We start from the raw sequence: 22,089 nt of genomic DNA on the forward strand, positions 1-22,089 counted from the left end.
TGCTTTTTCTCTGGCTCTTGTTTCTTTTTGCGGAACTTCGCTCCCTATGGTCGCCAAGTACTTTTCATCATCTGCTCTGGCGGAGCCAGTCGCAATCCTTATCGTCTTAGCGCTTTTGTTATATAGCTTTTGTTTTTCTTATAGCTGTTTGTTTCTTTTTGCGGAACTTCGCTCCCTTTGGTCGCCAAGTACTTTTCATCATCTGCTCTGGCGGAGCCAGTCGCAATCCTTATCGTCTTAGCGCTTTTGTTATATAGCTTTTGTTTTCCTTATAGCTGTTTGTTTCTTTTTGCGGAACTTCGCTCCCTATGGTCGCCAAGTACTTTTCATCATCTGCTCTGGCGGAGCCAGTCGCAATCCTTATAGTCTTAGCGCTTTTGTTACATAACTTTTGTTTTTCTTATGACTGCTTGTTTCTTTTTGCGGAACTTCGCTCCCTTTGGTCGCCAAGTACTTTTCATCATCTGCTCTGGCGGAGCCAGTCGCAGTGATTCAAAGCAAAACGCACACTCAACAATAGAGTGTGCGTTAAAATAGCAACTTAAATAAAAGTTTCTCTATCGTTGAGCTTTAGCACTATAGGGCGTAGATAATTTCTTATCAGCTACGTTATGAATGACCTTCACGATCATTCCTGTTAAACCAACTAAGAGTCTCTCGATTCTTTCGCGGCAGCAGCATGTGTCCAAATAGGAGCCTCACCTAACAATTATTCAGTTCTTAATCCTTATTCATCATAGTTCATATTTTGGAAATTGTCAAAAAATATTCTAAACTTATTAAATACATAACTGAAACACTAAACTTCCGATTCATTTTCTTTGCACTACTTATCAAAACAGTGCTACATAAAATAATGACAAAAAGAAATCGAATGAAAGAAGCCGAATATTATTTTATTCAATGTAAAAACTATGCGTTAAAGTAAAACAAATTATATCAAGTTATTCTTAGTAAATGTTATTTAGCTAAAATAAAAAAGAGTAACGAAAAATATCTATATTTTCAATAAAAGATTCGTCGTTGTTTGGTCTTCAGGAGTTACTTGCTTAAACTTCTGGAATCGGTTCACTTAAAAGAATTTTTCCATCTTGGTCACTATAATCTACTCTCATAGCAAGTAAATCCGTACGCCAGTAGGCTACCCCAGAAGCTCCAGCCAACTCTGCAAACTCTTCAAATGAAATCTCGCCAGCTTGTGCTTGAACAACTGCTTTTTTCATTTCTGTCGAAGAGGGACTTTCAGCAACTGGTTTAGGTCGCCCGTTCATCTGTACATCAATAAATGATTCCTTGTTGTAATAACGATAAATACCTGCTTCTACCAAATAATCGTATTTTTCTACACCAATCTTTTTAAATTCACGAATCAATTCCGCAAAGCCACCCGCATTTTTTTCATTATTCACAACTGCTTCAATAGCATTTAAATCAAGTCCCAAATTCTTCACTCCCATTTCATCCTATAAAAATAGATCTAAGTCAAAACTTATTCAGCTTTGACCTAGATCCCAATCAGTCTATTTTACTTCTTCAACTTCTGTCATATTTTCAATATAATTATAGACTTGTTGCCCTGCAATTCCGCCTTCACCAACAGCTGTTGTGATTTGACGTAATGTTTTTTCACGAACATCACCAATCGCAAAGACGCCTGGCATGCTTGTTTTCATATCTTGATCTGTTTCGATCCAACCTCCGGCATTTGTCAAGCCAGCTTTTTTAAATGGTTCAGTTAATGGATCAAGACCCACATAGATAAAGACACCATCGGCTGGAATCTCTTTGACTTCATCCGTTAAGACATTTCTCAACTGCCCACCAGTCACCACCATATCATTTCCAACGATTTCTTCTAAAACAGTATTCCATTCAAATGAAATCTTTTCATTAGCAAATGCACGGTCTTGAATGATTTTTTGTGCACGTAATTCGTCACGACGATGCACGATTACCACTTCTGAGGCGAATTGTGTTAGATAAATTGCTTCTTCTACTGCTGAATCGCCACCACCAATCACTAATAAGCGTTTGTTACGGAAGAATGCACCGTCACAAACCGCACAATACGAAACACCGCGACCAGCAAATTCTTCTTCCCCTTTAACACCTAATTTACGGTGTTCACACCCTGTCGCAATAATCACTGTCTTAGCTTGGTATGTTTTATCATCACAAATCACTTCTTTGTAAGAACCTTGATCTTTAATATCCATCACAATACCATAAGCATTTTCGGTACCAAATTTTTCAACATTTTCATACATTTTATAAGCCAATTCAGGTCCCATGATCGAATCAAAGCCTGGATAATTTTCAACCTCAGCCGTGTTATTCATTTGACCTCCTGGGGCACCGCGTTCAATCATCAATACTGAAAGATTAGAACGTGACGCATATAAAGCGGCAGTCATACCAGCTGGTCCTGCTCCAATTATAATTACATCATACATCATTTTTTCAACCTCCGAATTTTTCAAGTACACTTACTTTACAACTTAACTAGTGGATTGTCTATCTTTCTGCCCAGTGATAGTAACGGCAAAAAAATAGCGTCAATAACTTATTTTCGCTCTCCATTATATCATGCTTTTTTCTAGTTAACAGCATTTTTGCACTTACTTTTAATAAGCATACAAAAAGGTTTAAGACTAACTCTTACTGTCAGTCTTAAACCTCTTTATTCTAACCTTCACTATTTTGTAATTTATACATATCTGCATACAATCCATTTTGAACTAATAACTGTTCATGGTTTCCTCGTTCTACGATTCGGCCTCTATCCAATACTAAAATCAGATTAGCATCACGAATGGTAGACAAGCGATGAGCAATCGCGATTGTTGTTCGACCTTGACGCATATTAGCCAATCCTTCTTGGATCAATCCTTCTGTTTCCGTATCAATATTGGCCGTTGCTTCATCTAATACAAGAATCTTAGGATCTGTTACGATCGTTCTAGCAAATGAAATCAATTGACGTTGACCGCTTGAATAGCTTGCTCCTCTTTCGATTACTTTTGCATGATATTTTTTAGGAAGCGTTTCAATGAACCTATCCGCTTGAACAAATTCAGCCGCTGTTTTAATTTGTTCATCCGTGATCTCTGGATTCAACATACGAATATTTCCAGCAATATCTCCATAAAACATAAAGGCATCTTGTAAAACCAAGCCTAATTTTTTTCTTAGCTCTGGCAATGGATAATCCCGAATATCTCGGTCATCAATCAAAATTTCACCTTCGTAAAATTCATAGAAACGCATTAAAACATTAATGATCGAACTTTTACCACTTCCTGTATGACCAATCAAGGCGACGGTTTCACCAGGATTTGCAACAAAGCTAATATTCTTTAACACGTTGTTCTTACCATCGTATGAGAAACTAACATTACGAAATTCAATTTTTCCATGAATAATTTCTGCATTGGCTCCCACCTTTTGTTGGGGAGTCAATTCTTCGTTATCAAAAATTTTCAAAATCCGACTACCTGCAACCATTCCATCTGTAAAAACACTTAGAAAATCCATCATTTGTGTCATCGGATTGAAGAAAGCTTGTACATATGTCACGAAGGCATAAATCAATCCCACTTCAACAGGAGAATGCAGCGCATCATACCCAAATAATGTCAGTGTTAGCCCAATTGCCAACGTATAAAGGAAATTAATAATTGGACCTAATAGCAATGAATTCGTTCTAATCATTGAAAAACGTGTACGTAAATAATCGTTATTTGTTTCTTCAAATTCTTTTTCTAAACGATGTTCTTGTCTAAATTGTTGAATAATTTGCATCCCAGAAATATATTCATTCAATTTGGTATTCAGTTGACTTAGTTTTTCCCGCATACTTCTATAAATTCTAGAACTAAATTTTTGATAGTACCAAATTACGATCAATAGAATCGGCAGAAAAATCAAGTTGTATAGGGCAATTTTCCCACTGATCTGAAACATTGCAATAAATGAAGAAACAACAGCAAAAATACCTGTCAGTACCATTAAAAAGACATACCAAAATTCAAATAATGTCTCAGTATCGTTCGTTACTCTGGAAACAATCGAACCTGCTGGTGTTTGATCAAAATAGCGCATCCCTAACGTTTGTAGTTTTTCAAATAATTTCACACGAATATACTGATAGGTTTTTAGTGAAGCAGTTGAATATAAAAACCATTGGAAAAACCAAATAATACTTTTTACAACTACACCAAACAAGTACAAACCAGCAAAAAAGAGAATCACTTGATTTGTTGCCGTTTTTGGCGTTAAGTAATCATCCATAAAGGTTTGGATGATCCTTGGCAAAATAATATTGATAATCGCAAGAACCAATGCAAACACAATTGCAGTTAAAAATGTACCTCGAAATGGTCGAGCAAATTTTAGCAACCGTTTAACAATTGAAATTTGTTCTTTTATGGGAACCGATTTGGTCCATTCTGATTCGTATTTTTCTTCCATTATGCTTCACTCCCTTCAATTTTCGCTTCTAATTGTTGTTTATCCCACATACGTTTGTACCAGCCAGCCAATCTTAATAGCTCTTGGTGTGTACCACGTTCGACTATTTTTCCTTCGTCTAGTACGATGATCTCTTTTGCATGCATGACACTACTCAATCTGTGCGCTGAAATAATCGTCGTTTTTTCTTTTCTTGCTTCTTTTAAATTCGAAAGAATCGCTTCTTCTGTCTTGGCATCGACTGCTGATAATGCATCATCTAAAATCAATAATTCTGGATCTAAAATCAAAGCTCTAGCAATGGAAATTCGCTGTTTTTGCCCACCAGAAAGTGAAACACCACGTTCGCCAACCAAGGTATCATACCCTTTAGGAAATGCCTTGATCTCATTATTGATAAAAGCCATTTCAGCTGCTTGCTCAACTTTTTCTTCTGTAAAATCAGGATTAGCAAATCGAATATTATCTCGTACCGTCATTGAAAATAAGAAATGGTCCTGAGGAACATACCCAATCGAATGCATCAACGCATCCAAAGAATAGTCTTTGATATCGTGACCACCAAATGTCACACGCCCTTGATAATGATCATATTCTCGCATCAATAATTTTAAAAGCGTTGTTTTCCCAGCACCAGTTTTGCCGACAATGCCGAGCGTTTCACCAACACCCACCGTAAATTTAATTTGTTCTAAGGTAGCATGATCATCTTTTGGATAAGTGAATTGAGCTACTTCCATGGCTAATTGTCCTTTTGCTGGTGTTTGGATGGCATCTTTTTTCTCAATGATATGTGTCTTTTCATGCAATAATTCATTGACACGATCATAACTGGCATTTCCACGTTCCAACACATTAAACAAACGACCAATGGCAAACATCGGCCAAACAAGCATCCCAATATAACTAATGAAAGAAATCAGTTGTCCAATCGTGATCGTTCCTTCCATGATAAAACGTCCACCCATAATAATTGTCAGAACATATGAAATCCCAATAATCAACGTAATGAAAGGATCAAATAAGGCATCTAGAAAGTTTACTCGCTTATTTTTAACAATAGCATCATCGATTTTTTCAGTAAAATCTTGAATATCTTCTTTCTCTTGACCAAACGTTTTGATTACCTTTATCCCCGTAATACTCTCTTGCGTTTTGTCATTGATCGTTGAAAATGCCGCTTGTGAATCACGAAAAGCATCATGTAACTTTGATCCTAGAACTCTTGACGTAACCGCCAATAACGGTAACGGAATCAATGCAATCAACGTCAAACGCCAATCCACAAATAAAATCATAGCCACAATCGTTGCACCACCTGTGATCAAGGAATCCGCAAATGTTAGAATCCCTGCTCCCGCAACATTTTGAATCGCATTCAAATCATTTGTTGCGTGCGCCATCAAATCACCCGTTCGATATTTCTGATAAAAAACACTATCCATTTTTGTGAAATGATGAAATAATTGCCGTCTTAAATCTTTTTCCAACCTTGCTGCACTACCCCAAATATAAATTCTCCAAATATAACGAAAAACATATTGTGCCACAGCTGCCGCTAATAAAACCCCAATCCAAAATAAAATCGGTTTAATCGTCAAATCTTTATCTGCGATTTTATCGACAACAATGCCGATGACTTTAGGTGGCACTAACTGAACAAGTGCAACCATCACTAATGAAAAGACCCCAATAACATAACTCTTCTTCTCTTGCTTGAAAAACCACCCTAATTTTTTAAATATAGACATGTACCATTCTCCTCTTCTAAATTGACTACTGCGCGCTCACATCTTTCATTTGTTGTTGTCCCATTTCAATACAACTCCTTTCATTTATTAAAAATAAGTGCAAAAAAAACGAGCTGAAAAAATCAGCCCGTTGTGCTCTTGAATTCTGAATAGCAATTAAAAACCTTATTTATCTCCTTGGTTCTTCATTTGCTGCATCATTTGACGAATCTTCTTCTCAGAAGGTTTTTGTCCCATAGACATCATCATCATTCGTAACATATCCTCATTAACGGGAGGATTCTTTTTAAAATAATCTTGCATATATTTGCGAGCAAGGAAGAAACCACCTGCTGCACCTGCTAATAAAGCGATAATCGCGATTAACACTACTAAACCTGTTGACATATAAATCTCTCCTTTCTATTAGCATAGTTGAATAAGAACTTCTGCTATTCATATTGCGCAGTCACTATTCTTATCTAACTTACCGTTTCTCATTTTTAATGGGAGTTTTTAGTCCCTATTTAATAAATTACTCTCAAGAAACCATTTTACTAGAAATGGCTCAAAAAGAAAAGCTCTTTTGTCATTTTCCTCACAAGAAATTTACAAAAGAACATTTCTTCTTCTTTGACCGTCTAAACGAACCAGTATTCACCTTTTGTATGTCTAAATTTGATTCTCAATTTTTTCCAATAAATCCGGATCAAATTTTTGTGATTTTAACATAGCGATTTCATAACCGTATGGTGCTTTGCTTGTCTTTTTATCCGCACCGACATACGGTGTTTCTAAGATTTTAGGTAGATTTTTCAATTTTTCATGATGAACGACTTTGTTCAACGCGTCAAACCCAATTGTACCAAAGCCAATGTTTGCGTGGCGGTCTTTGTGTGAACCCATTGGATTTTTAGAATCATTCACATGGACAACTTTCAAACGATCTAAGCCGATAATCTTATCAAACTCTTCCAATACACCATCAAAATCATCTTTCACATTATAACCAGCATCATTGATATGGCAAGTATCCATTGTAACAGACAGCTTTTCATTCAACTTAACCCCTTCAATGATCGTTGCTAATTCCTCAAAAGTCCGACCTAACTCAGTTCCTTTACCCGCCATCGTCTCTAACGCTATTTGAGGTACTTGCTCTTTCCATAAAACTTCATCAAGGCCTTTAATGATTTGTTTCAAACCAGCATCTACGCCAGCCCCCACATGGGCACCTGGATGTAGCGTGATTTGTGTTGCCCCTAAAGCATGAGCACGTTCAATTTCTTGACGTAAAAAGGATGTTGCAAAACCAAAATTTTCTAATTTTATCGTGTTTCCTAAATTAATGATATACGGTGCATGAACTACAATATTGCTTAGATCATGCTCAGCCATAAACTTTTGACCTGTTTCAATATTCATCTCTTCAATCGGCTTACGACGTGTATTTTGAGGTGCTCCAGTATAGATCATAAACGTCGTTGAACCATAACTTGCAGCCTCTTCCGCCGAACCTAATAACATTTTTTTACCACTCATACTAACATGTGATCCTAATAACATAGTAATCCTCCTCATACTAATCAATGATCAACAGTTTTTTTGAATCTCTTGTACTGTTCAACATTTGTTCATTTTACTCATTGTATTTCAAATCAAAAACGCAGTGGGGTCGTTCACTCTCGAATGGAAAATAAGAAACATTGGCTGTGACGCTTTCGGTCATAACCTGCCCTATCTTTTTAACGAGAGACTCCCATATAACGTTGACTATTTTTAGACATCTGTATACAGATAAAATCCTATTTAATTATCTATCCTTAAAAAGAGTACGTGAAACAACAAAAAAAAACAATCTTTTTGCTTCTTAAAAAACCATACTCTACTGTTTATCTTTTTCAGCAAAACGAGTGTAAATTGCTACCCAATCTTCCATCGACATTTTGGTTACCAATTCTCCAATCAATGCATAAGGAATATTTTTCGGATTGGTAAATCGAATACAACTTTTGCCCATATTCAGCTTTGTCGGGATCGTTTTTTTATATTCATCTTGAAACCAAGTCAACAAGGCTTTATTCCCCATGATTCCCATATGATATAAAGACAGATGTCTTTTCTGAGCAGCTAAGCTAATAAAAGGGAGTGGTTCGTCTTCTCTGCCTAAATAGCCTGTTGGAAAAACGCTTAGAGGAACCACATAGGTTGGCATCCCATACTGCATTTGTAAGACAAACTCTTTAGGGATATTTTCTGCAATGATTTTAGCTACTTTTTGATAAGCCTCTTGCCACTTTACATCAATATTCTCTACGTATTCTTGGACTTCATCCACTTTGAGCCCTCCTTATTTAGAAAGAAACTGACGATATAATTCCTTAGATTTGAAGCCTTCTTCCAAGATATCGACCATTTCATTTTTTCTTTTCTCTTGAGTCTGTGCTTGCTTAGCACTATATATGTATCTCGTCCAGTCTTTTTGGTAGCCTGGTGTAAGCTTGTCAAACAGTTCCTTAGCTTTCGGATAATTTTCAAGGTACGCCTCAACTTCTGGTATAAACTGAAGGTAATCCTCTACACGACTGCTGACACCTTTTGATTTTGTCTTTCGTTCAATATTTTTTATTCCTGTTACAGTGAATGTTTCATCTAAACTTACCATACGATTGAATTTTAACGTACTATTGCCTATATATCCATCCTCATCATCAACTTGTAATGTAGGGAATATCTCATCACGATGAACAAATGTCTTATACACTTTATTTCCTTTTTTAGGATACGCAACAAAAAGCACGCCTTCTTTATTAAGTAATTGATTTTGAATGACTTCTGTCACAATTTCTTTAAACTCTGCCATTGTTTCTACAAAAATAAAAAGTAAATCTACCGGTTCTGTTGGAAACTGTGTTTTCGCTTCACTTAATTCTGATAAATATTCTTTACTTGGCCGATTTACAATCACTTTTTTTGGATAGCGCATCAGATTTAATTTCTCGACAATTGATTTTCCCATTTTTTGCCCCATTCATTCTACTATATAAAATAAGTGTACCATAAAACGATTGCAGCTTTCATCTTCAAGTTCTTTGATTCAAAAAAAATCTTTCCTACATTATATCATGGTATACTAAACGTATTATCCAATAGAAAGCAGGTACAATTATGACTATTATTGAAGACTATATCGCACAAGCACCTAAGGAACGTCAAGAAAAATTACAACAACTTTATACGACTATCAAGGAACTTGTACCTACAGCAACGGAAAAAATGTCCTATGGAATGCCGACCTTTTATTTAAACGGTAACTTAGTCCACTTTGCGAATGCTAAAAATCATATTGGGTTTTATCCGGCTCCCAGCGCCATTGAGGTCTTCAAAGATGAATTGTCTGAATTTAAAACAAGTAAAGGCGCCATCCAATTTTCTGTAGAGCAAGAATTACCCATAGAATTAATCAAAAAAATCGTATTATTTAGACTAAAGGAAAATACGACAAAATAAAAAATTGATTTACTTGGCTTCTCATTTTTTATGTAGATCAGAGACCATTTACGCGCTCATTTCTATTAATTTTTTTGATTAAGTAGCGATTAATATCTGAACAACTGTTCATTATAGATTTTTTTTGCTATAATATCACGGAATGTATCATTATATTGAGGTGAAGCTTTTGGACAATCAGAATAATTCCCACGAAAAGGGACAACATTCTAATAAAGTACCAGAAAAGAAAAAGATATTTTTATTTATAAATGTAGTAATCCGCGTTCTACAATCACTATTTGTCTTTGCAGTCGTTATTTTGCTTTTAGGTGGCGCTTTGGGACTTGGAATTGGTATGGGTTATTTTGCTTTTCTGGTTGAAGATACACAACCGCCAACAAAAGAAGAACTCCAAACAGAAATCAGTGATATCACTGAAGTTTCCAAAATGACTTATTCTGACGGTACGAACATCGCTATGATCAAATCTGATTTAGTTAGAACAAGGGTTGACGGTGAACATATTTCTCCACTTTTGAAAAAAGCGATTATTTCTACCGAGGATGAATATTTTGAAGAACATAAAGGTGTCGTTCCAAAAGCCGTTATTCGTGCACTCGTTTCTGATGCAACTGGTATTGGTGGCTCATCTGGCGGCTCGACACTAACACAGCAACTAGTCAAACAACAAATTTTGACTGATGAAACAACATTCAAACGAAAAGCCAATGAAATTCTATTAGCTTATCATATTGAAAAATACTTTTCAAAAGACGAAATCGTAACTACTTATCTAAACGTCTCTCCATTTGGACGAAATAATAAAGGCGAGAACATTGCAGGCGTTGAAGAAGCGGCTAAGGGACTCTTTGGTAAGAGTGCAAATGATTTGACTCTTCCTCAAGCAGCCTTTATTGCAGGATTGCCACAAAGTCCGATCATCTACACACCTTATTCAAACACAGGTGCTTTAAAAGATGATGAAAATATGTCTTATGGAATGAAACGAAAAGACTTTGTTTTATTCAGTATGTATCGAGAAAAAGCCATTACTAAAGAAGAATATGAAGCGGCTAAAAGCTATGATCTAAAACAAGATTTCCAACCTCAACAAGAATCTAACCAAAACACTGAGGGGTATTTATATTATGCGGTGTTAGAGCAAGCGGTTAAAGAAATAATGGACATCAATATTGAAAAAGCTGGTGTCAAAAAAGAAACATTGGATACCATTGGACTCTCTCAATATGAAGAACAGGCTCGAAAAGAAATTCAAAACCGAGGATACACCATTCAATCAACGATTGATCAAACCGTTTATGATACTATGCAAAATGCTGTAGCGAATTATGGTTATATGCTAGATGATGGGTATGGTGCAGGACTCGTTGAAACAGGCAATGTTTTAATGGATAATAAAACAGGTAAAATCATCGGTTTTGTAGCTGGTCGTGACTATAATGTCAGTCAAAGTAACCATGCCTTAGATACCGTTCGTCAAGTCGGATCTACCATCAAGCCAATTTCAGTTTATGGCCCTGCAATCGATCAAGGAATGATTGGTTCCGAAAGCCGTTTAGCCAATTATCCTACCACCTATACTAGTGGTAGAGAGTTAGCAAATGCGACCAATTCTGGAACCAATACCTTTGATACTGTTCGCCATTCCTTAGAGTGGTCATACAATATTCCAGTCTACCACCTGAATCAAGCGATGAAAGCGCGAATGGGTGATGACAATTTCTCTTACAATAATTATCTAAGTAAAATGAATTACCCTGCTAACGACGCGTGGGCATATGAGTCCGCTCCATTAGGATCAGTAGAAGCCACTGTTCTAACACAAACAAATGGCTTCCAAACCCTAGCCAATAAGGGACAATACCAAAAAGGCTACATGATCGAAAAAATTACTGATAATAGTGGAAAAGTTATTTATGAACACAAAGAAGCTCCTGTTCAAGTATACTCTGAAGCTACGGCTTCCATTATGAACGATCTGATGCGTTCTGTATTAGATTCAAAAATAACAACGCCATTCAAGAATATGAGTATTGGGCTTAACCCAGCTTTTGCAAATGTTGACTGGGTCGGCAAAACGGGTACAACAGATGATTATAAAGATGCTTGGTTAGTCGTTTCTACACCAACCATTACATTAGGCTCTTGGACTGGTTACGATATTCCTACAGCAATGAGTCCAAATAGTGGTGACCAAAACAGTACTTATCTTGCTAATTTAGCGAATGCAATCTTTGCAGTTAGACCTGATTTATTCGGAGTCGGTGAAAAATTCACGCTTTCAAATGATGTAATCAAATCGACCGTTTCAAGCTTTACTGGAGAAAAGCCTGGTACGTTCACTTATAATGGTGGCACTTATACAGCCCCAGGTCCAAACATTGAATCATTCTATGCGAAAGATGGTGCTCCGAAAGGACAATATAAATTTGGTTTTGGCGGAACCGATGCAAATTACAGTGCTTATTGGGGCCGTTACACAAGGCCTACAAACAATACAACTCCATCTTCCACAACAGCCCCTTCTTCTTCTGACAAGAAAGATGAAAAGAAAAAGGACGAGGATAAAAAAGACAATGATACTCCCACTTCAAGTGGAAACAATAACTAAAAAAGACAGCTGAGCAATCAGCTGTCTTTTTTAATTTCTTTAACAGTAGTCTTTTAGAACCCCTCTTATTTAGTTGAACCTTTTTGATCCATACCATAAGGTAAGATAACTGTTTTATCTTCAATCTCTTCTTTGTTCATTAATTTTGTCAATAAGCGCATTGCTACCGCACCAATATCATACAAAGGTTGTGTCACACTTGAAAGACGTGGACGTGCTACCTCAGTTAGTAATGAGTTATTGCTTGTAATAATTTCAAATTCTTCTGGCACTTTCACACCAGCATCGATCATGCCATCTAATAAACCAATGGCTAGTTCGTCGTCCGTCACATATGCAGCAGTTGCCCCACTATTACGGATACGTTCAGCTAATGAGATACCTGATTTAAATTTATACTCAGACTCAAAAATCAGTCCTTCGTTGTAAGACAAACCATTATCAGCCAATGCTTCTTTATAACCTTTTATACGGTTTTGACCATTGATAGGATCAATCAGAGCGCCACTAACAAAGGCAATCTTTTTATTACCATTCTTAGCTAACAAGTTCGTAGCATCTTTTGTTGCTTCAGTATAATCAATGTTCACACTACCTACTTGTTCATCTGGATCGATCGAACCCGCTAAAACAACAGGCGTTTTAGAGCGAGAAAACTCGCCACGAATCTCATCTGTGATATGATGTCCCATAAAGATGATGCCATCCACTTGTTTAGCTAAAAGATTGTTCAATACATTGACTTCTTTTTGATCATTGCTGTCAGAGTTTGCTAAAATAATATTGTATTTGTACATTGTCGCAACATCATCAATTCCTCGTGCTAATGATGCAAAAAAGATATTGCTGACATCTGGGATAATAACCCCTACAGTCGTTGTCTTTTTGCTTGCTAAACCACGGGCTACAGCATTTGGACGATAATCTAAGCGGTCAATTACTTCTAACACTTTTTTCCGTGTTGCAGGTTTTACATTGGGATTACCATTGACTACACGAGATACGGTCGCCATGGATACATTTGCTTCACGAGCAACATCATAAATCGTAATTGTTTGTTTTTCCATGTTTATTCTCCTAAATAGTTATAGTTGTTTTCATTTTCTGAAAACGCTGTTTACATTTCTCACTAAGAATAGCAGAATTATTTTGTTTTTGCAACCGTTTTATCCTATTTTCATGAAAATTTACTCGATATTTCAAAAAGCGCTTTACGCTATTTCGTGGTATGATAAAGATATGTTTTACAGTATACAGCTTTAAAAGAAAGAAGGATATTTATGAATCAAGAAAAAATGAATGAATTAAAAAAATGGATGGCAAATGAGAATATTGAACTCACTTATATTAGTGATCCTGGGCATATTGCTTATTTTTCAGGCTATGATAGTGATCCCCACGAACGTGTATTCGCTTTATTTATCTCATTAAATCATGACCCCTTTTTATTTACGCCCGCTTTAGAAGTTGAAGATGCTGAAAAAAGTTCATGGGGCTATCCTGTTTATGGCTACCTTGATAGCGAAAATCCTTGGGAAAAGATTGCCCAATTAATCAAAAAAAATGGTACTCCAACTAAAATTGCAACAGAAAAAGATGCTTTAACAGTTGCCCGTTTTGATATTTTAACCGATTATTTTCCTAATAGCGATTTTTCTGCTAGTGTTACTCCTATTATTGAAAAATTACAATTATTAAAAACACCTTCTGAAGTCTCTAAACTGATGGAAGCTGGGGACTGGGCGGATGTGGCTTTAGAGATTGGTTTTCAGGCCATTAAAGAAGGCGCTAAAGAACAAGAGATCTTAGCTGAAATCGAATACCAATTAAAACGTCAAGGTATTCGTTCAATGAGTTTTGATACGTTAGTTCTGACAGGAAAAAATGCGGCTAGTCCACATGGTAATCCTGGTAATACTGCTGTTGCTAAAAAAGACTTAGTTTTGTTTGATCTAGGTGTTGTCTACAATGGTTATTGCAGTGACGTTACGCGAACAGTTGCCTATAAAGAACCAACTGATTTCCAAAAAGATATCTATTCCATCGTTTTGGAAGCACAATTAAAAGCAATGGATGCTGTTAAGCCAGGCGTTACTGCTGGTGAACTAGATGAGGTTGCTCGTGGGGTCATTAGTAGCTATGGCTATGGTGAATATTTTAATCATCGCTTGGGCCACGGTATTGGAACTACAGTCCATGAATACCCTTCTCTAGTAACTGGCAATGATTTAGTTATTGAAGAAGGTATGTGCTTCTCTATTGAGCCAGGTATCTATATACCAGAAAAAGTTGGCGTACGTATTGAAGATTGTCTTCATGTAACGAAAACGGGTTGTGAAGCTTTTACAAAAACATCAAAAGAATTAATGATTATCGACTAATAAAAAAGTTGCTTCTGCGCCAACCATTTATTCAAATACTAAAAGCCTGGGTCATAACTTTTTTAGTTATGATCCAGGCTCCTTTTTTAGTTTATTTTCCTTTTATATCTTCCACTGTTTCTTTAACAGCTTTTTTCGTGTCTGCTTTTGCTTCTTCCGCTTTTTCAGGAACATCTTTGGTTACTTCTTTCGCTTCAGCAACCCCTTCTGAAACAGTTTCTTTTGCTTTTTTAGCTGATTCTTTCACATCAATAAAAATATCATCTGATGCATCATCCGCAATATCACCTAACTCATCAACTTGATCGTTCACGTCTTGAGCTGTTTTCTTGAAACGATCAGATAAATCACCTGTTTGTTTTTTAAATGATTCTAAAACTGTATCTGAAACGTCCTGTGCTTTATCAAGAGAGTCTTTTGTTTTAACTTTTACATTACCTGCTAAATCGCCAGCTTGCTCACCTAAAACACTTGCTTTGTCTTTGGCAATAGAAGACAATTCAGATCCTTTTTGCATTGCATAATCTGTATAATCAGTTGCTTTGTCTTTAAAATCATCTGCCTGATTTGCTAAATCATCTCGTAATTCTTTACCTGATTTTGGTGCTAATAAAAGTGCTGCGACAGCTGCAGCTGTTCCACCAATGATTGCTCCTAAAAAAAATCCACCTTTTTTCGCCATGTCTATTCCTCCATTTTCTTTTATTATTTAGTTATTTCGCTTGTTTTTGATGATTTCTTAGGTCGAAAAGCTCTAAAAGCCGCTCCACCAACTTTGCTCACAACACCTGCTTTAGCTGTTGTTTTGCCAACAGCGCCCACTTTTCCAAGTAAATTGCGACTAGAATAATTCAATTCAGAAACACTTTCACTTAAATCTGCAACCGCATCAAATAATGGGTCTATCGTTGCTACTTTTTTATTTACATCATCTAGCAGCTCGTTACTTTTCACTAAAAGCCCCTCTACTTGTCTAGATAAAATATCTACATCTTTTGTTACTAATTCAATCGTTTTATTCGCTTCATCCACTGTGGTAGTAACTCTCTCAACTGTTTTACCGATTTTTATCAATACTAAAACAATAAATACTACTAATACAGCAAACGCTACTGCAGCAATAATCGCTGCAACCTCTCCACCTGTCATCTTCTTGCTCCTCCCACTAATTATTCCATGTTCTTAGAATAACACCAACTGACCTTTTTCACAAATTATTCAATTGGTTCTGTTTTCTTAATTATACCAATTTTCCAACCAAGTCTCTACATAGATTTAATATAAAAAAAGACAGAACATGCTTGCTCTGTCTTAAACTGAATAAAATTCTATACATCATCTCAAGTTACTTCTTTTCTGCTGTATCTTCTTTCGCTAATTCTGCTCCTAAAGCAATAATATAATCACGTAAATTATCTTTCACTTCTGGGTGAACCAGTCCATATTCAATACTTGTTTTCATAAAACCAAATTTATCCCCAACATCATATCGTTTTCCAGTAAATTCTCTAGCAAATACACGTTGTGTTTTGTTTAACGTGTCAATAGCATCTGTTAATTGAATTTCACCGCCTGCACCTGGTTCTTGTGACTCTAATACATGGAAAATTTCTGGTGTTAATAGGTAACGACCAATGATTGCTAAATCACTTGGCGCTTCTTCTGGTGTTGGTTTCTCAACAAAATTGTTCACATTATACAAGCCATTGGAAACTTCTGCTTCGGGATTAATAATACCATACTTAGATGTTTCTTCATGTGGTACTTTCATAACAGCAATCGTTGAAGCATGCGTATCATCATAATCATTCATCAATTGTTTTGATAAGGGAATCGTATCTTCCATGATATCGTCACCAAGCATCACAACAAAGGGTTCATTTCCGACAAAGGCTTTTGCCTGTAAAACGGCATGTCCTAATCCCTTAGGATGTGATTGACGAATAAAATGAAGATTAACATCTGTTGTTTCTTCGACTAATTTCAATAAATCTGTTTTATTTTTCTCACGAAGGTTGCTTTCCAATTCAAAATTCGCATCAAAATGGTCTTCAATTGGACGTTTTGCTTTTCCTGTAACGATCAAAATATCTTCAATACCAGAAGCTAATGCTTCCTCAACAATAAATTGGATCGTTGGCTTATCAACGATTGGCAACATTTCTTTTGCCATTGCTTTAGTTGCTGGTAAAAATCTTGTTCCCAGTCCAGCAGCTGGAATAACCGCTTTTTTTACTTTCATGCCAATTGGCCTCCTAAAGTTTATATAGAAAATTCATTTTCTGTCTTACCATCACGTAACATAATTTCTTTTGCTGCCTGTTTTACATCTTGGCCTTCATATAATACGCTGTAAATTGCTTCTGTGATCGGCATGTCGACATTTAATTGTTGGGACAATTCATACGCCGCTTTAGTCGTAGAAACACCTTCAACGATCATTCCCATATTTTCAAGAACTTCATCTAAGCTATGGCCTTTTCCAAGAAGATTTCCTGCCCGCCAATTTCGTGAGTGGACGCTCGTACACGTAACAATCAAATCTCCAACTCCACTAAGCCCAATAAACGTTAATGGATTTGCACCCATCGCCACACCTAAACGGCTGATTTCAGCTAGACCACGTGTCATAATTGCCGCTTTTGCATCGTCACCGAATCCTAAACCATGGATTGCACCCGCTCCTAAAGCAATGATATTCTTCAAAGCAGCGCCAGTTTCAACACCAATTACGTCATCATTTGTATAAATTCTAAAATAGTCATTCATAAATAATGATTGAACATATGTCGCTTCTGCCAAATTATCACTTGCGGCCGTAATTGTTGTTATATCATGGACAGCCACTTCTTCTGCATGACTTGGACCAGATAAAACCACTACGCCTCGTCTTTTATCTGCTGGAATCTCTTCCATCAAAACTTCAGATATTCGTTTATGACTCCCTTGTTCTAATCCTTTACTTGCATGAATGATCAAAGGTTGATTCTTGCATTTCGCTGTAAATTCTTGCGCCACAGTTCGAATCGCTTTTGTAGGGACAACAAACAAAATCGCATCTGCATCCGAAATACATTCTTCTAGTGATAATTTCCCTTGAATAGATTCTGGAATAACTAAATCTGGTAAGTAATGATGATTGGTGTGGTGCTGATTGATTTCATCAATTTGTGCTTTATTATTCCCCCAGATACGAACCTCATGACCATTTTCTGCTAAAACCTGAGCCAATGCAGTTCCCCATGAACCAGGGCCTAAAACAGCAACTTTTTGTTTCATTGGTGAAAATCTCCTTTCAAAATAGAAAAGCTGAACGAATCGTTTTACACTAAGAGAAAATCGAATTATTTTTTCACTCTCAAATGCTCTCTTTTTTTAGTGCTGATTCAGTGAAGCTAGATGACTATTCTTAAACTTCTTATTTTAAATAACCATACTAATTTTATAACTTTTGTACTCAATCTATATTTTAACATAGCTTAGTAGGAATAGGCAGTTCTAATCAGCCTTTTTTAATGTTCCTTTTTCGCGATCATAAAATTTTAAGGATCCCTTTTTACGGCGAATGATCACACTTGCAATTGCACCGAAAAATAACACAAGAGAAACTAGTTGTGACACTCGAATACTTCCAAAGGCATATAAGCTATCCGTACGCATGCCTTCTATAAAGAAACGCCCAAATGAATACCAGATAATGTAGCCAAAAAAGACTTCTCCTTCTTTTAGGAAATCTTTTTTCTTTCTTAAAATAACTAATACGATAAACCCTAAAACATTCCAAACTGATTCATATAAAAATGTCGGTTGATGATACGTTCCATCAATGTTCATATTATCAATAATAAATTTGGGTAAATGCAACCCTTCCAAAAAGGTCCGAGTTGTGGCAGGCCCATAAGCCTCATGGTTCATAAAATTCCCCCAACGACCGATTGCTTGTGCTAAAATCACACTTGGAGCCGCAATATCTAGGAAAGTCCATGTTGAGATAAATCGGTGTCTCGTAAAGAAATACAAGGCTAATCCACCACCAATTAAACCACCATAAATTGCTAAACCACCATTTCTAGTTAAGAAAATTTCAATGGGATCATTCACATAGTCTTGCCATTGAAAGATCACGTAATACAATCGGGCGCCAATAATCGCACTTGGCAATCCCCACAACATAAAATCGATCACATCATCTTCTTTTAAACCTACGCGAACAGCTTCTCTACTACTCAGCCAAACAGCTAGTACGATTCCTGAAACAATTATTATTGCATACCAGTATACAGAGATCCCTAAAAGGTTAAATGCTACTGGATTTACTTGTGCTAACATTTGGCTTCCTCCTTAATATAAACTAGGTAAATCATCGCATGACTCGATTATTCGTCATAAGACCCTAATCCATCCTATTAATGCAGATCAGAATTCTCTTCAATTAAACGAGTCAAACGTTCTTCAAATGATTTCGTCGCGTCGTAACCCATCGTTTTCGCACGGAAATTCATCGCAGCGACCTCAATAATGATTGCTACATTTCGTCCTGTTTTAACTGGGATACGAATTTGTGGCACATCGACACTCGCAATTTCAACAACGGCATCATCTGAACCTAAACGATCATATTTTTTATCTTTTTCCCAAGCTTCCAAATAAACAACTAATTGTACTTGCATAAACCCACGAACCGCACTGGCACCAAATAAATTCATTACATCAATGATTCCAATACCACGTATCTCGATCAAATGCTGTAAAATCTTAGGTGGTTCACCAACAACTGTCAACTCATCTTGCTGATAAACATCCACTCGGTCATCTGCAATCAATCGATGTCCACGTTTGATCAACTCTAAAGCTGTCTCACTTTTACCAATACCGCTATCGCCTTGAATTAAGACGCCTAGACCATATACATCCACTAAAACGCCATGTACGCTTGTTCTAGTAGCTAAGCGGCTATCCAAATAACTGGAAAGCTCTCCTAGCAATCTTGATGTTGAAATAGGTGAACGTAAAACTGCTAAGCCTTTTTCTTTTGCTGCTTGTACCATTTCTTCTGGTGCTTCTAGTCCTCTCGAAATAATAAAAGCTGGTGTATCTTTTTCACACAAGCGTCTCATGACCATCAAACGTTCTTCTGGAATCATTCGCTCTGAAAATGTAATCTCCTTGCTACCGAATAATTGCAAACGATTATGTGGATAGTAATTAAAATAGCCTGTTAATTCCAATCCAGGACGTGAAATATCGCCCGTTGTAATTTCTCTATTTAAACTTTCTTCATCGCCATAAACGACTTCTAAAGAAAGCTTTTCAACCAGTTGATGTATTTTTACAACTTCTTCCATAATGATCATTCATTCCTTTCAATTCTCTACTCGTTTCATTTTATCATTTCAGGTGGGAAGTTTCTAGCTATTAAGAAGATTGAGCCTGTTTTGTTTTTTATTCTCGATGATCAACGTTCATCTATATGCTTATTTTACTCAAAAAACAGGGAATTTAGTCGATTATTCTCTAGATGATTGACTATCCTTTATTAATTTGTATACTTAATTTGTATTACAAATCTAGTCAAAAAAATACTTATTGGATGTGCCTCCTATGAAAGAACAATTGAAAGAGCGAGTAAAACATCTCCCATTGCGTCCTGGCGTTTATTTAATGAAAGATAAACATGGAAAAATCATTTATGTTGGAAAGGCAAAAAAATTACGTGAACGGGTCGCCAGTTATTTTATCAAAAATAAACAACATTCTAGTAAAACCATTCGATTGGTTCAGCAGCTTACGGATTTTGATATTATTGAAGTAGAATCTGAATTGGATGCTCTTTTATTAGAATGTCGATTGATTCAAAACTATCGTCCAATCTACAATCGACAGATGAATTCCTTTGAAAAATATAGATATATTGAAATCAACACTGACACACCAAAAATATCCATTGTTATTCGTACTGTACCAATGGGAAAAAATTGCTTTGGGCCTTTCTCCACAAGTAGAAAACTTACTGAAGTAAAGCAAATTTTAGACAATCTATATGGATTGAATCAAAATAATTATTGGCAATATTCTTTTTTGGACCCCTCTATAGATTCTGTTGATCAAGATACTGTAATTTCAGAACTGCTTGGTGCATTTGAAAAGAACAACCCATTACCTCAAAATCGTTTAGAAGCAAAAATGATTTTAGCGTCTGAAAACCAATCATTTGAAAAAGCATTGAAATTGCGTGAAGATTGGCATTTTCTCACACGTTTTTTCAATAAAAACAAGAAGTTAGTCCTAGCAAATCAAGCCGATTGGCAATTTTTAGCCCTTCCACTTGGTTCCAAAATAAAATATTATCTGATTTACCAAGGGATGGTTATCAATAGTCGTTCTCTTACTAAACGCACTTTTGCTAAATATACGCCAAATGAGTTGGCAAAAAAAATTCTTCCCGCTACTAAACCTGAAAAGATTCTACATTTTTCTAAAGATCAGGTTGATTTTATCAACATTTTATATAGCTATATTAATCAACACAAGGAATGTCAACTAGTTGATCTTACTAATTTTTTCCCATAAAAAAAGGATAAAGCCCAATAGAATTGCTTGGGTTTTATCCTTTTTCACTATACTTATCTAAATTTCGTTCACTAACGATCGTATTGACCAACGACATAATAACAGCCATTAAAATCGCAGCTCCAAAGCTAGAAAAACCAAAATTCATTTCTCCAACGAATGAAGAGGTCATCTTTAAAATAGCCGCATTCACAATAAAGCTAAACAAACCGAATGTCAATAACGTAAATGGAAGGGACAAAATCGTCAGCACTGGCTTTACTAACATATTCAATATGGAAAGGACAAATGCTGCAATAATCGCCATCCAGATACTTCTTACAAAAATCATATTGGGAAAAATCACTGAGAGTGAAACAAATGTCAACGTATTAACGATCAGACGTTGAAAGTAAGTCATTAGAAGTCACTCCAGTCATCATCGTTCACTTTTTCTGCTTGTTTTCTTTGTTTTTGTTCGCTAGCGTATGGATTTGGATTGCGGGTGTTTCTATTATATGGATTTTGATGTCCGTAATTGTTATAGTTTCTATTTCTACCTGAAGGGATCAGTATTGCTAAAACAATATAAAGTATCACTGGACTACCGATAAAGATAAAGCTCGCCACCACATAAATTACACGCACAATCGTAGGATCAATCCCTAGCCATTCTGCTATTCCTGCTAAAGTTCCTGTTAATACTACGTTATTAGGAGATTTGGTCAATCGTTTTTTCATCTTTTCTCACCTCTCATCTCTTAGATTTTACAATAGAATGGATAAAGAATCATCCTTTTTTTATTCTTTTCTCTCCCATCGATAGTTAAGAAGG

At 36.2% G+C, this 22,089-nt stretch carries 21 protein-coding genes and 1 riboswitch; of the genes, 4 read left to right on the top strand and 17 right to left on the bottom strand.

Features of this window, described 5'->3' with window-relative positions:
- Nucleotides 1–548: 548 nt before the first annotated feature.
- Nucleotides 549–717, bottom strand: a riboswitch (M-box (ykoK) riboswitch).
- 332 nt (nucleotides 718–1,049) lie between these two features.
- The 8 genes from I586_RS03925 to I586_RS03960 all read right to left on the bottom strand — a co-directional run bounded on the left by I586_RS03925 (nucleotide 1,050) and on the right by I586_RS03960 (nucleotide 9,219).
- Nucleotides 1,050–1,457: a DUF1398 family protein gene (locus tag I586_RS03925; RefSeq protein ID WP_010764465.1), complete on the bottom strand. Its 408-nt coding sequence runs from the start codon at nucleotides 1,455–1,457 to the stop codon at nucleotides 1,050–1,052.
- 63 nt (nucleotides 1,458–1,520) lie between these two features.
- On the bottom strand, nucleotides 1,521–2,453 hold the full coding sequence (trxB, locus tag I586_RS03930) for a thioredoxin-disulfide reductase (RefSeq protein WP_034701755.1): 933 nt from the start codon (nucleotides 2,451–2,453) through the stop codon (nucleotides 1,521–1,523).
- A 232-nt stretch (nucleotides 2,454–2,685) separates the two neighbouring features.
- Nucleotides 2,686–4,470 carry an ABC transporter ATP-binding protein gene (locus I586_RS03935; RefSeq protein ID WP_010764463.1) on the bottom strand — a complete coding sequence of 595 codons (1,785 nt, stop codon included), beginning with the start codon at nucleotides 4,468–4,470 and terminating at the stop codon, nucleotides 2,686–2,688.
- Nucleotides 4,470–6,221: an ABC transporter ATP-binding protein gene (locus I586_RS03940; protein ID WP_010764462.1), complete on the bottom strand. Its 1,752-nt coding sequence runs from the start codon at nucleotides 6,219–6,221 to the stop codon at nucleotides 4,470–4,472. The genes I586_RS03935 and I586_RS03940 overlap by 1 nt, the downstream gene beginning before the upstream one ends.
- A 165-nt stretch (nucleotides 6,222–6,386) precedes the next feature.
- The gene (locus I586_RS03945) at nucleotides 6,387–6,608 is read right to left on the bottom strand and encodes a YneF family protein (protein ID WP_010764461.1); all 222 of its coding nucleotides are present in this window, start codon (nucleotides 6,606–6,608) and stop codon (nucleotides 6,387–6,389) included.
- Nucleotides 6,609–6,872: 264 nt separating this feature from the next.
- Nucleotides 6,873–7,766 carry a deoxyribonuclease IV gene (locus I586_RS03950; protein ID WP_010764460.1) on the bottom strand — a complete coding sequence of 298 codons (894 nt, stop codon included), beginning with the start codon at nucleotides 7,764–7,766 and terminating at the stop codon, nucleotides 6,873–6,875.
- A gap of 319 nt (nucleotides 7,767–8,085) precedes the next feature.
- Nucleotides 8,086–8,538 carry a DUF1801 domain-containing protein gene (locus I586_RS03955; RefSeq protein ID WP_010764459.1) on the bottom strand — a complete coding sequence of 151 codons (453 nt, stop codon included), beginning with the start codon at nucleotides 8,536–8,538 and terminating at the stop codon, nucleotides 8,086–8,088.
- 12 nt (nucleotides 8,539–8,550) lie between these two features.
- Nucleotides 8,551–9,219, bottom strand: a complete 669-nt coding sequence (locus I586_RS03960; protein ID WP_034701473.1) for a YdeI/OmpD-associated family protein — start codon at nucleotides 9,217–9,219, stop codon at nucleotides 8,551–8,553.
- Between the two features lie 149 nt (nucleotides 9,220–9,368).
- Here I586_RS03960 and I586_RS03965 point away from each other — a divergent pair, with 149 nt between their 5' ends.
- On the top strand, nucleotides 9,369–9,710 hold the full coding sequence (locus I586_RS03965; protein ID WP_010764457.1) for an iron chaperone: 342 nt from the start codon (nucleotides 9,369–9,371) through the stop codon (nucleotides 9,708–9,710).
- 142 nt (nucleotides 9,711–9,852) lie between these two features.
- Nucleotides 9,853–12,324 (top strand): transglycosylase domain-containing protein, encoded by a 2,472-nt coding sequence (locus I586_RS03970; RefSeq protein WP_034701476.1) that lies wholly within the window; start codon nucleotides 9,853–9,855, stop codon nucleotides 12,322–12,324.
- Nucleotides 12,325–12,389: 65 nt separating this feature from the next.
- On the opposite strand, the gene ccpA is transcribed toward I586_RS03970, so the two are convergent.
- Entirely contained in the window at nucleotides 12,390–13,391 is a 1,002-nt protein-coding gene (gene ccpA / locus I586_RS03975; protein ID WP_010764455.1) for a catabolite control protein A, read from the bottom strand.
- Between the two features lie 213 nt (nucleotides 13,392–13,604).
- On the opposite strand from ccpA, the gene I586_RS03980 reads away from it, so the two are divergent.
- Entirely contained in the window at nucleotides 13,605–14,705 is a 1,101-nt protein-coding gene (locus I586_RS03980) for an aminopeptidase P family protein (RefSeq protein ID WP_010764454.1), read from the top strand.
- 91 nt (nucleotides 14,706–14,796) lie between these two features.
- Here the strand turns inward: I586_RS03980 and I586_RS03985 are convergent, their stop codons facing one another.
- The 6 genes from I586_RS03985 to hprK all read right to left on the bottom strand — a co-directional run bounded on the left by I586_RS03985 (nucleotide 14,797) and on the right by hprK (nucleotide 20,050).
- Nucleotides 14,797–15,387, bottom strand: coding sequence for a YtxH domain-containing protein (locus tag I586_RS03985; RefSeq protein WP_010764453.1), 591 nt, complete (start codon nucleotides 15,385–15,387; stop codon nucleotides 14,797–14,799).
- 23 nt (nucleotides 15,388–15,410) lie between these two features.
- Nucleotides 15,411–15,854 carry a DUF948 domain-containing protein gene (locus I586_RS03990; RefSeq protein WP_010764452.1) on the bottom strand — a complete coding sequence of 148 codons (444 nt, stop codon included), beginning with the start codon at nucleotides 15,852–15,854 and terminating at the stop codon, nucleotides 15,411–15,413.
- A 196-nt stretch (nucleotides 15,855–16,050) separates the two neighbouring features.
- A complete protein-coding gene (gene galU / locus I586_RS03995; RefSeq protein ID WP_010764451.1) occupies nucleotides 16,051–16,947 on the bottom strand; it encodes a UTP--glucose-1-phosphate uridylyltransferase GalU in 897 nt (298 codons plus the stop codon).
- A gap of 20 nt (nucleotides 16,948–16,967) precedes the next feature.
- Nucleotides 16,968–17,984, bottom strand: a complete 1,017-nt coding sequence (locus I586_RS04000; RefSeq protein WP_010764450.1) for an NAD(P)H-dependent glycerol-3-phosphate dehydrogenase — start codon at nucleotides 17,982–17,984, stop codon at nucleotides 16,968–16,970.
- A 219-nt stretch (nucleotides 17,985–18,203) separates the two neighbouring features.
- Complete coding sequence (gene lgt, locus I586_RS04005; RefSeq protein WP_010764449.1) at nucleotides 18,204–19,034, bottom strand: prolipoprotein diacylglyceryl transferase; 831 nt, start codon at nucleotides 19,032–19,034, stop codon at nucleotides 18,204–18,206.
- 77 nt (nucleotides 19,035–19,111) lie between these two features.
- Nucleotides 19,112–20,050 carry an HPr(Ser) kinase/phosphatase gene (gene hprK, locus I586_RS04010; RefSeq protein ID WP_034701480.1) on the bottom strand — a complete coding sequence of 313 codons (939 nt, stop codon included), beginning with the start codon at nucleotides 20,048–20,050 and terminating at the stop codon, nucleotides 19,112–19,114.
- Between the two features lie 256 nt (nucleotides 20,051–20,306).
- Here hprK and I586_RS04015 point away from each other — a divergent pair, with 256 nt between their 5' ends.
- Nucleotides 20,307–21,275: a GIY-YIG nuclease family protein gene (locus I586_RS04015; RefSeq protein WP_010764447.1), complete on the top strand. Its 969-nt coding sequence runs from the start codon at nucleotides 20,307–20,309 to the stop codon at nucleotides 21,273–21,275.
- A 34-nt stretch (nucleotides 21,276–21,309) separates the two neighbouring features.
- Here the strand turns inward: I586_RS04015 and I586_RS04020 are convergent, their stop codons facing one another.
- Both I586_RS04020 and I586_RS04025 read right to left on the bottom strand, forming a co-directional pair.
- Complete coding sequence (locus tag I586_RS04020; protein ID WP_010764446.1) at nucleotides 21,310–21,675, bottom strand: phage holin family protein; 366 nt, start codon at nucleotides 21,673–21,675, stop codon at nucleotides 21,310–21,312.
- The gene (locus I586_RS04025; RefSeq protein ID WP_010764445.1) at nucleotides 21,675–21,995 is read right to left on the bottom strand and encodes a PspC domain-containing protein; all 321 of its coding nucleotides are present in this window, start codon (nucleotides 21,993–21,995) and stop codon (nucleotides 21,675–21,677) included. The genes I586_RS04020 and I586_RS04025 overlap by 1 nt, the downstream gene beginning before the upstream one ends.
- Nucleotides 21,996–22,089: the final 94 nt, after the last annotated feature.

It is taken from the genome of Enterococcus moraviensis ATCC BAA-383 (assembly GCF_000407445.1).
GTDB classification, from domain to species: domain Bacteria; phylum Bacillota; class Bacilli; order Lactobacillales; family Enterococcaceae; genus Enterococcus_L; species Enterococcus_L moraviensis.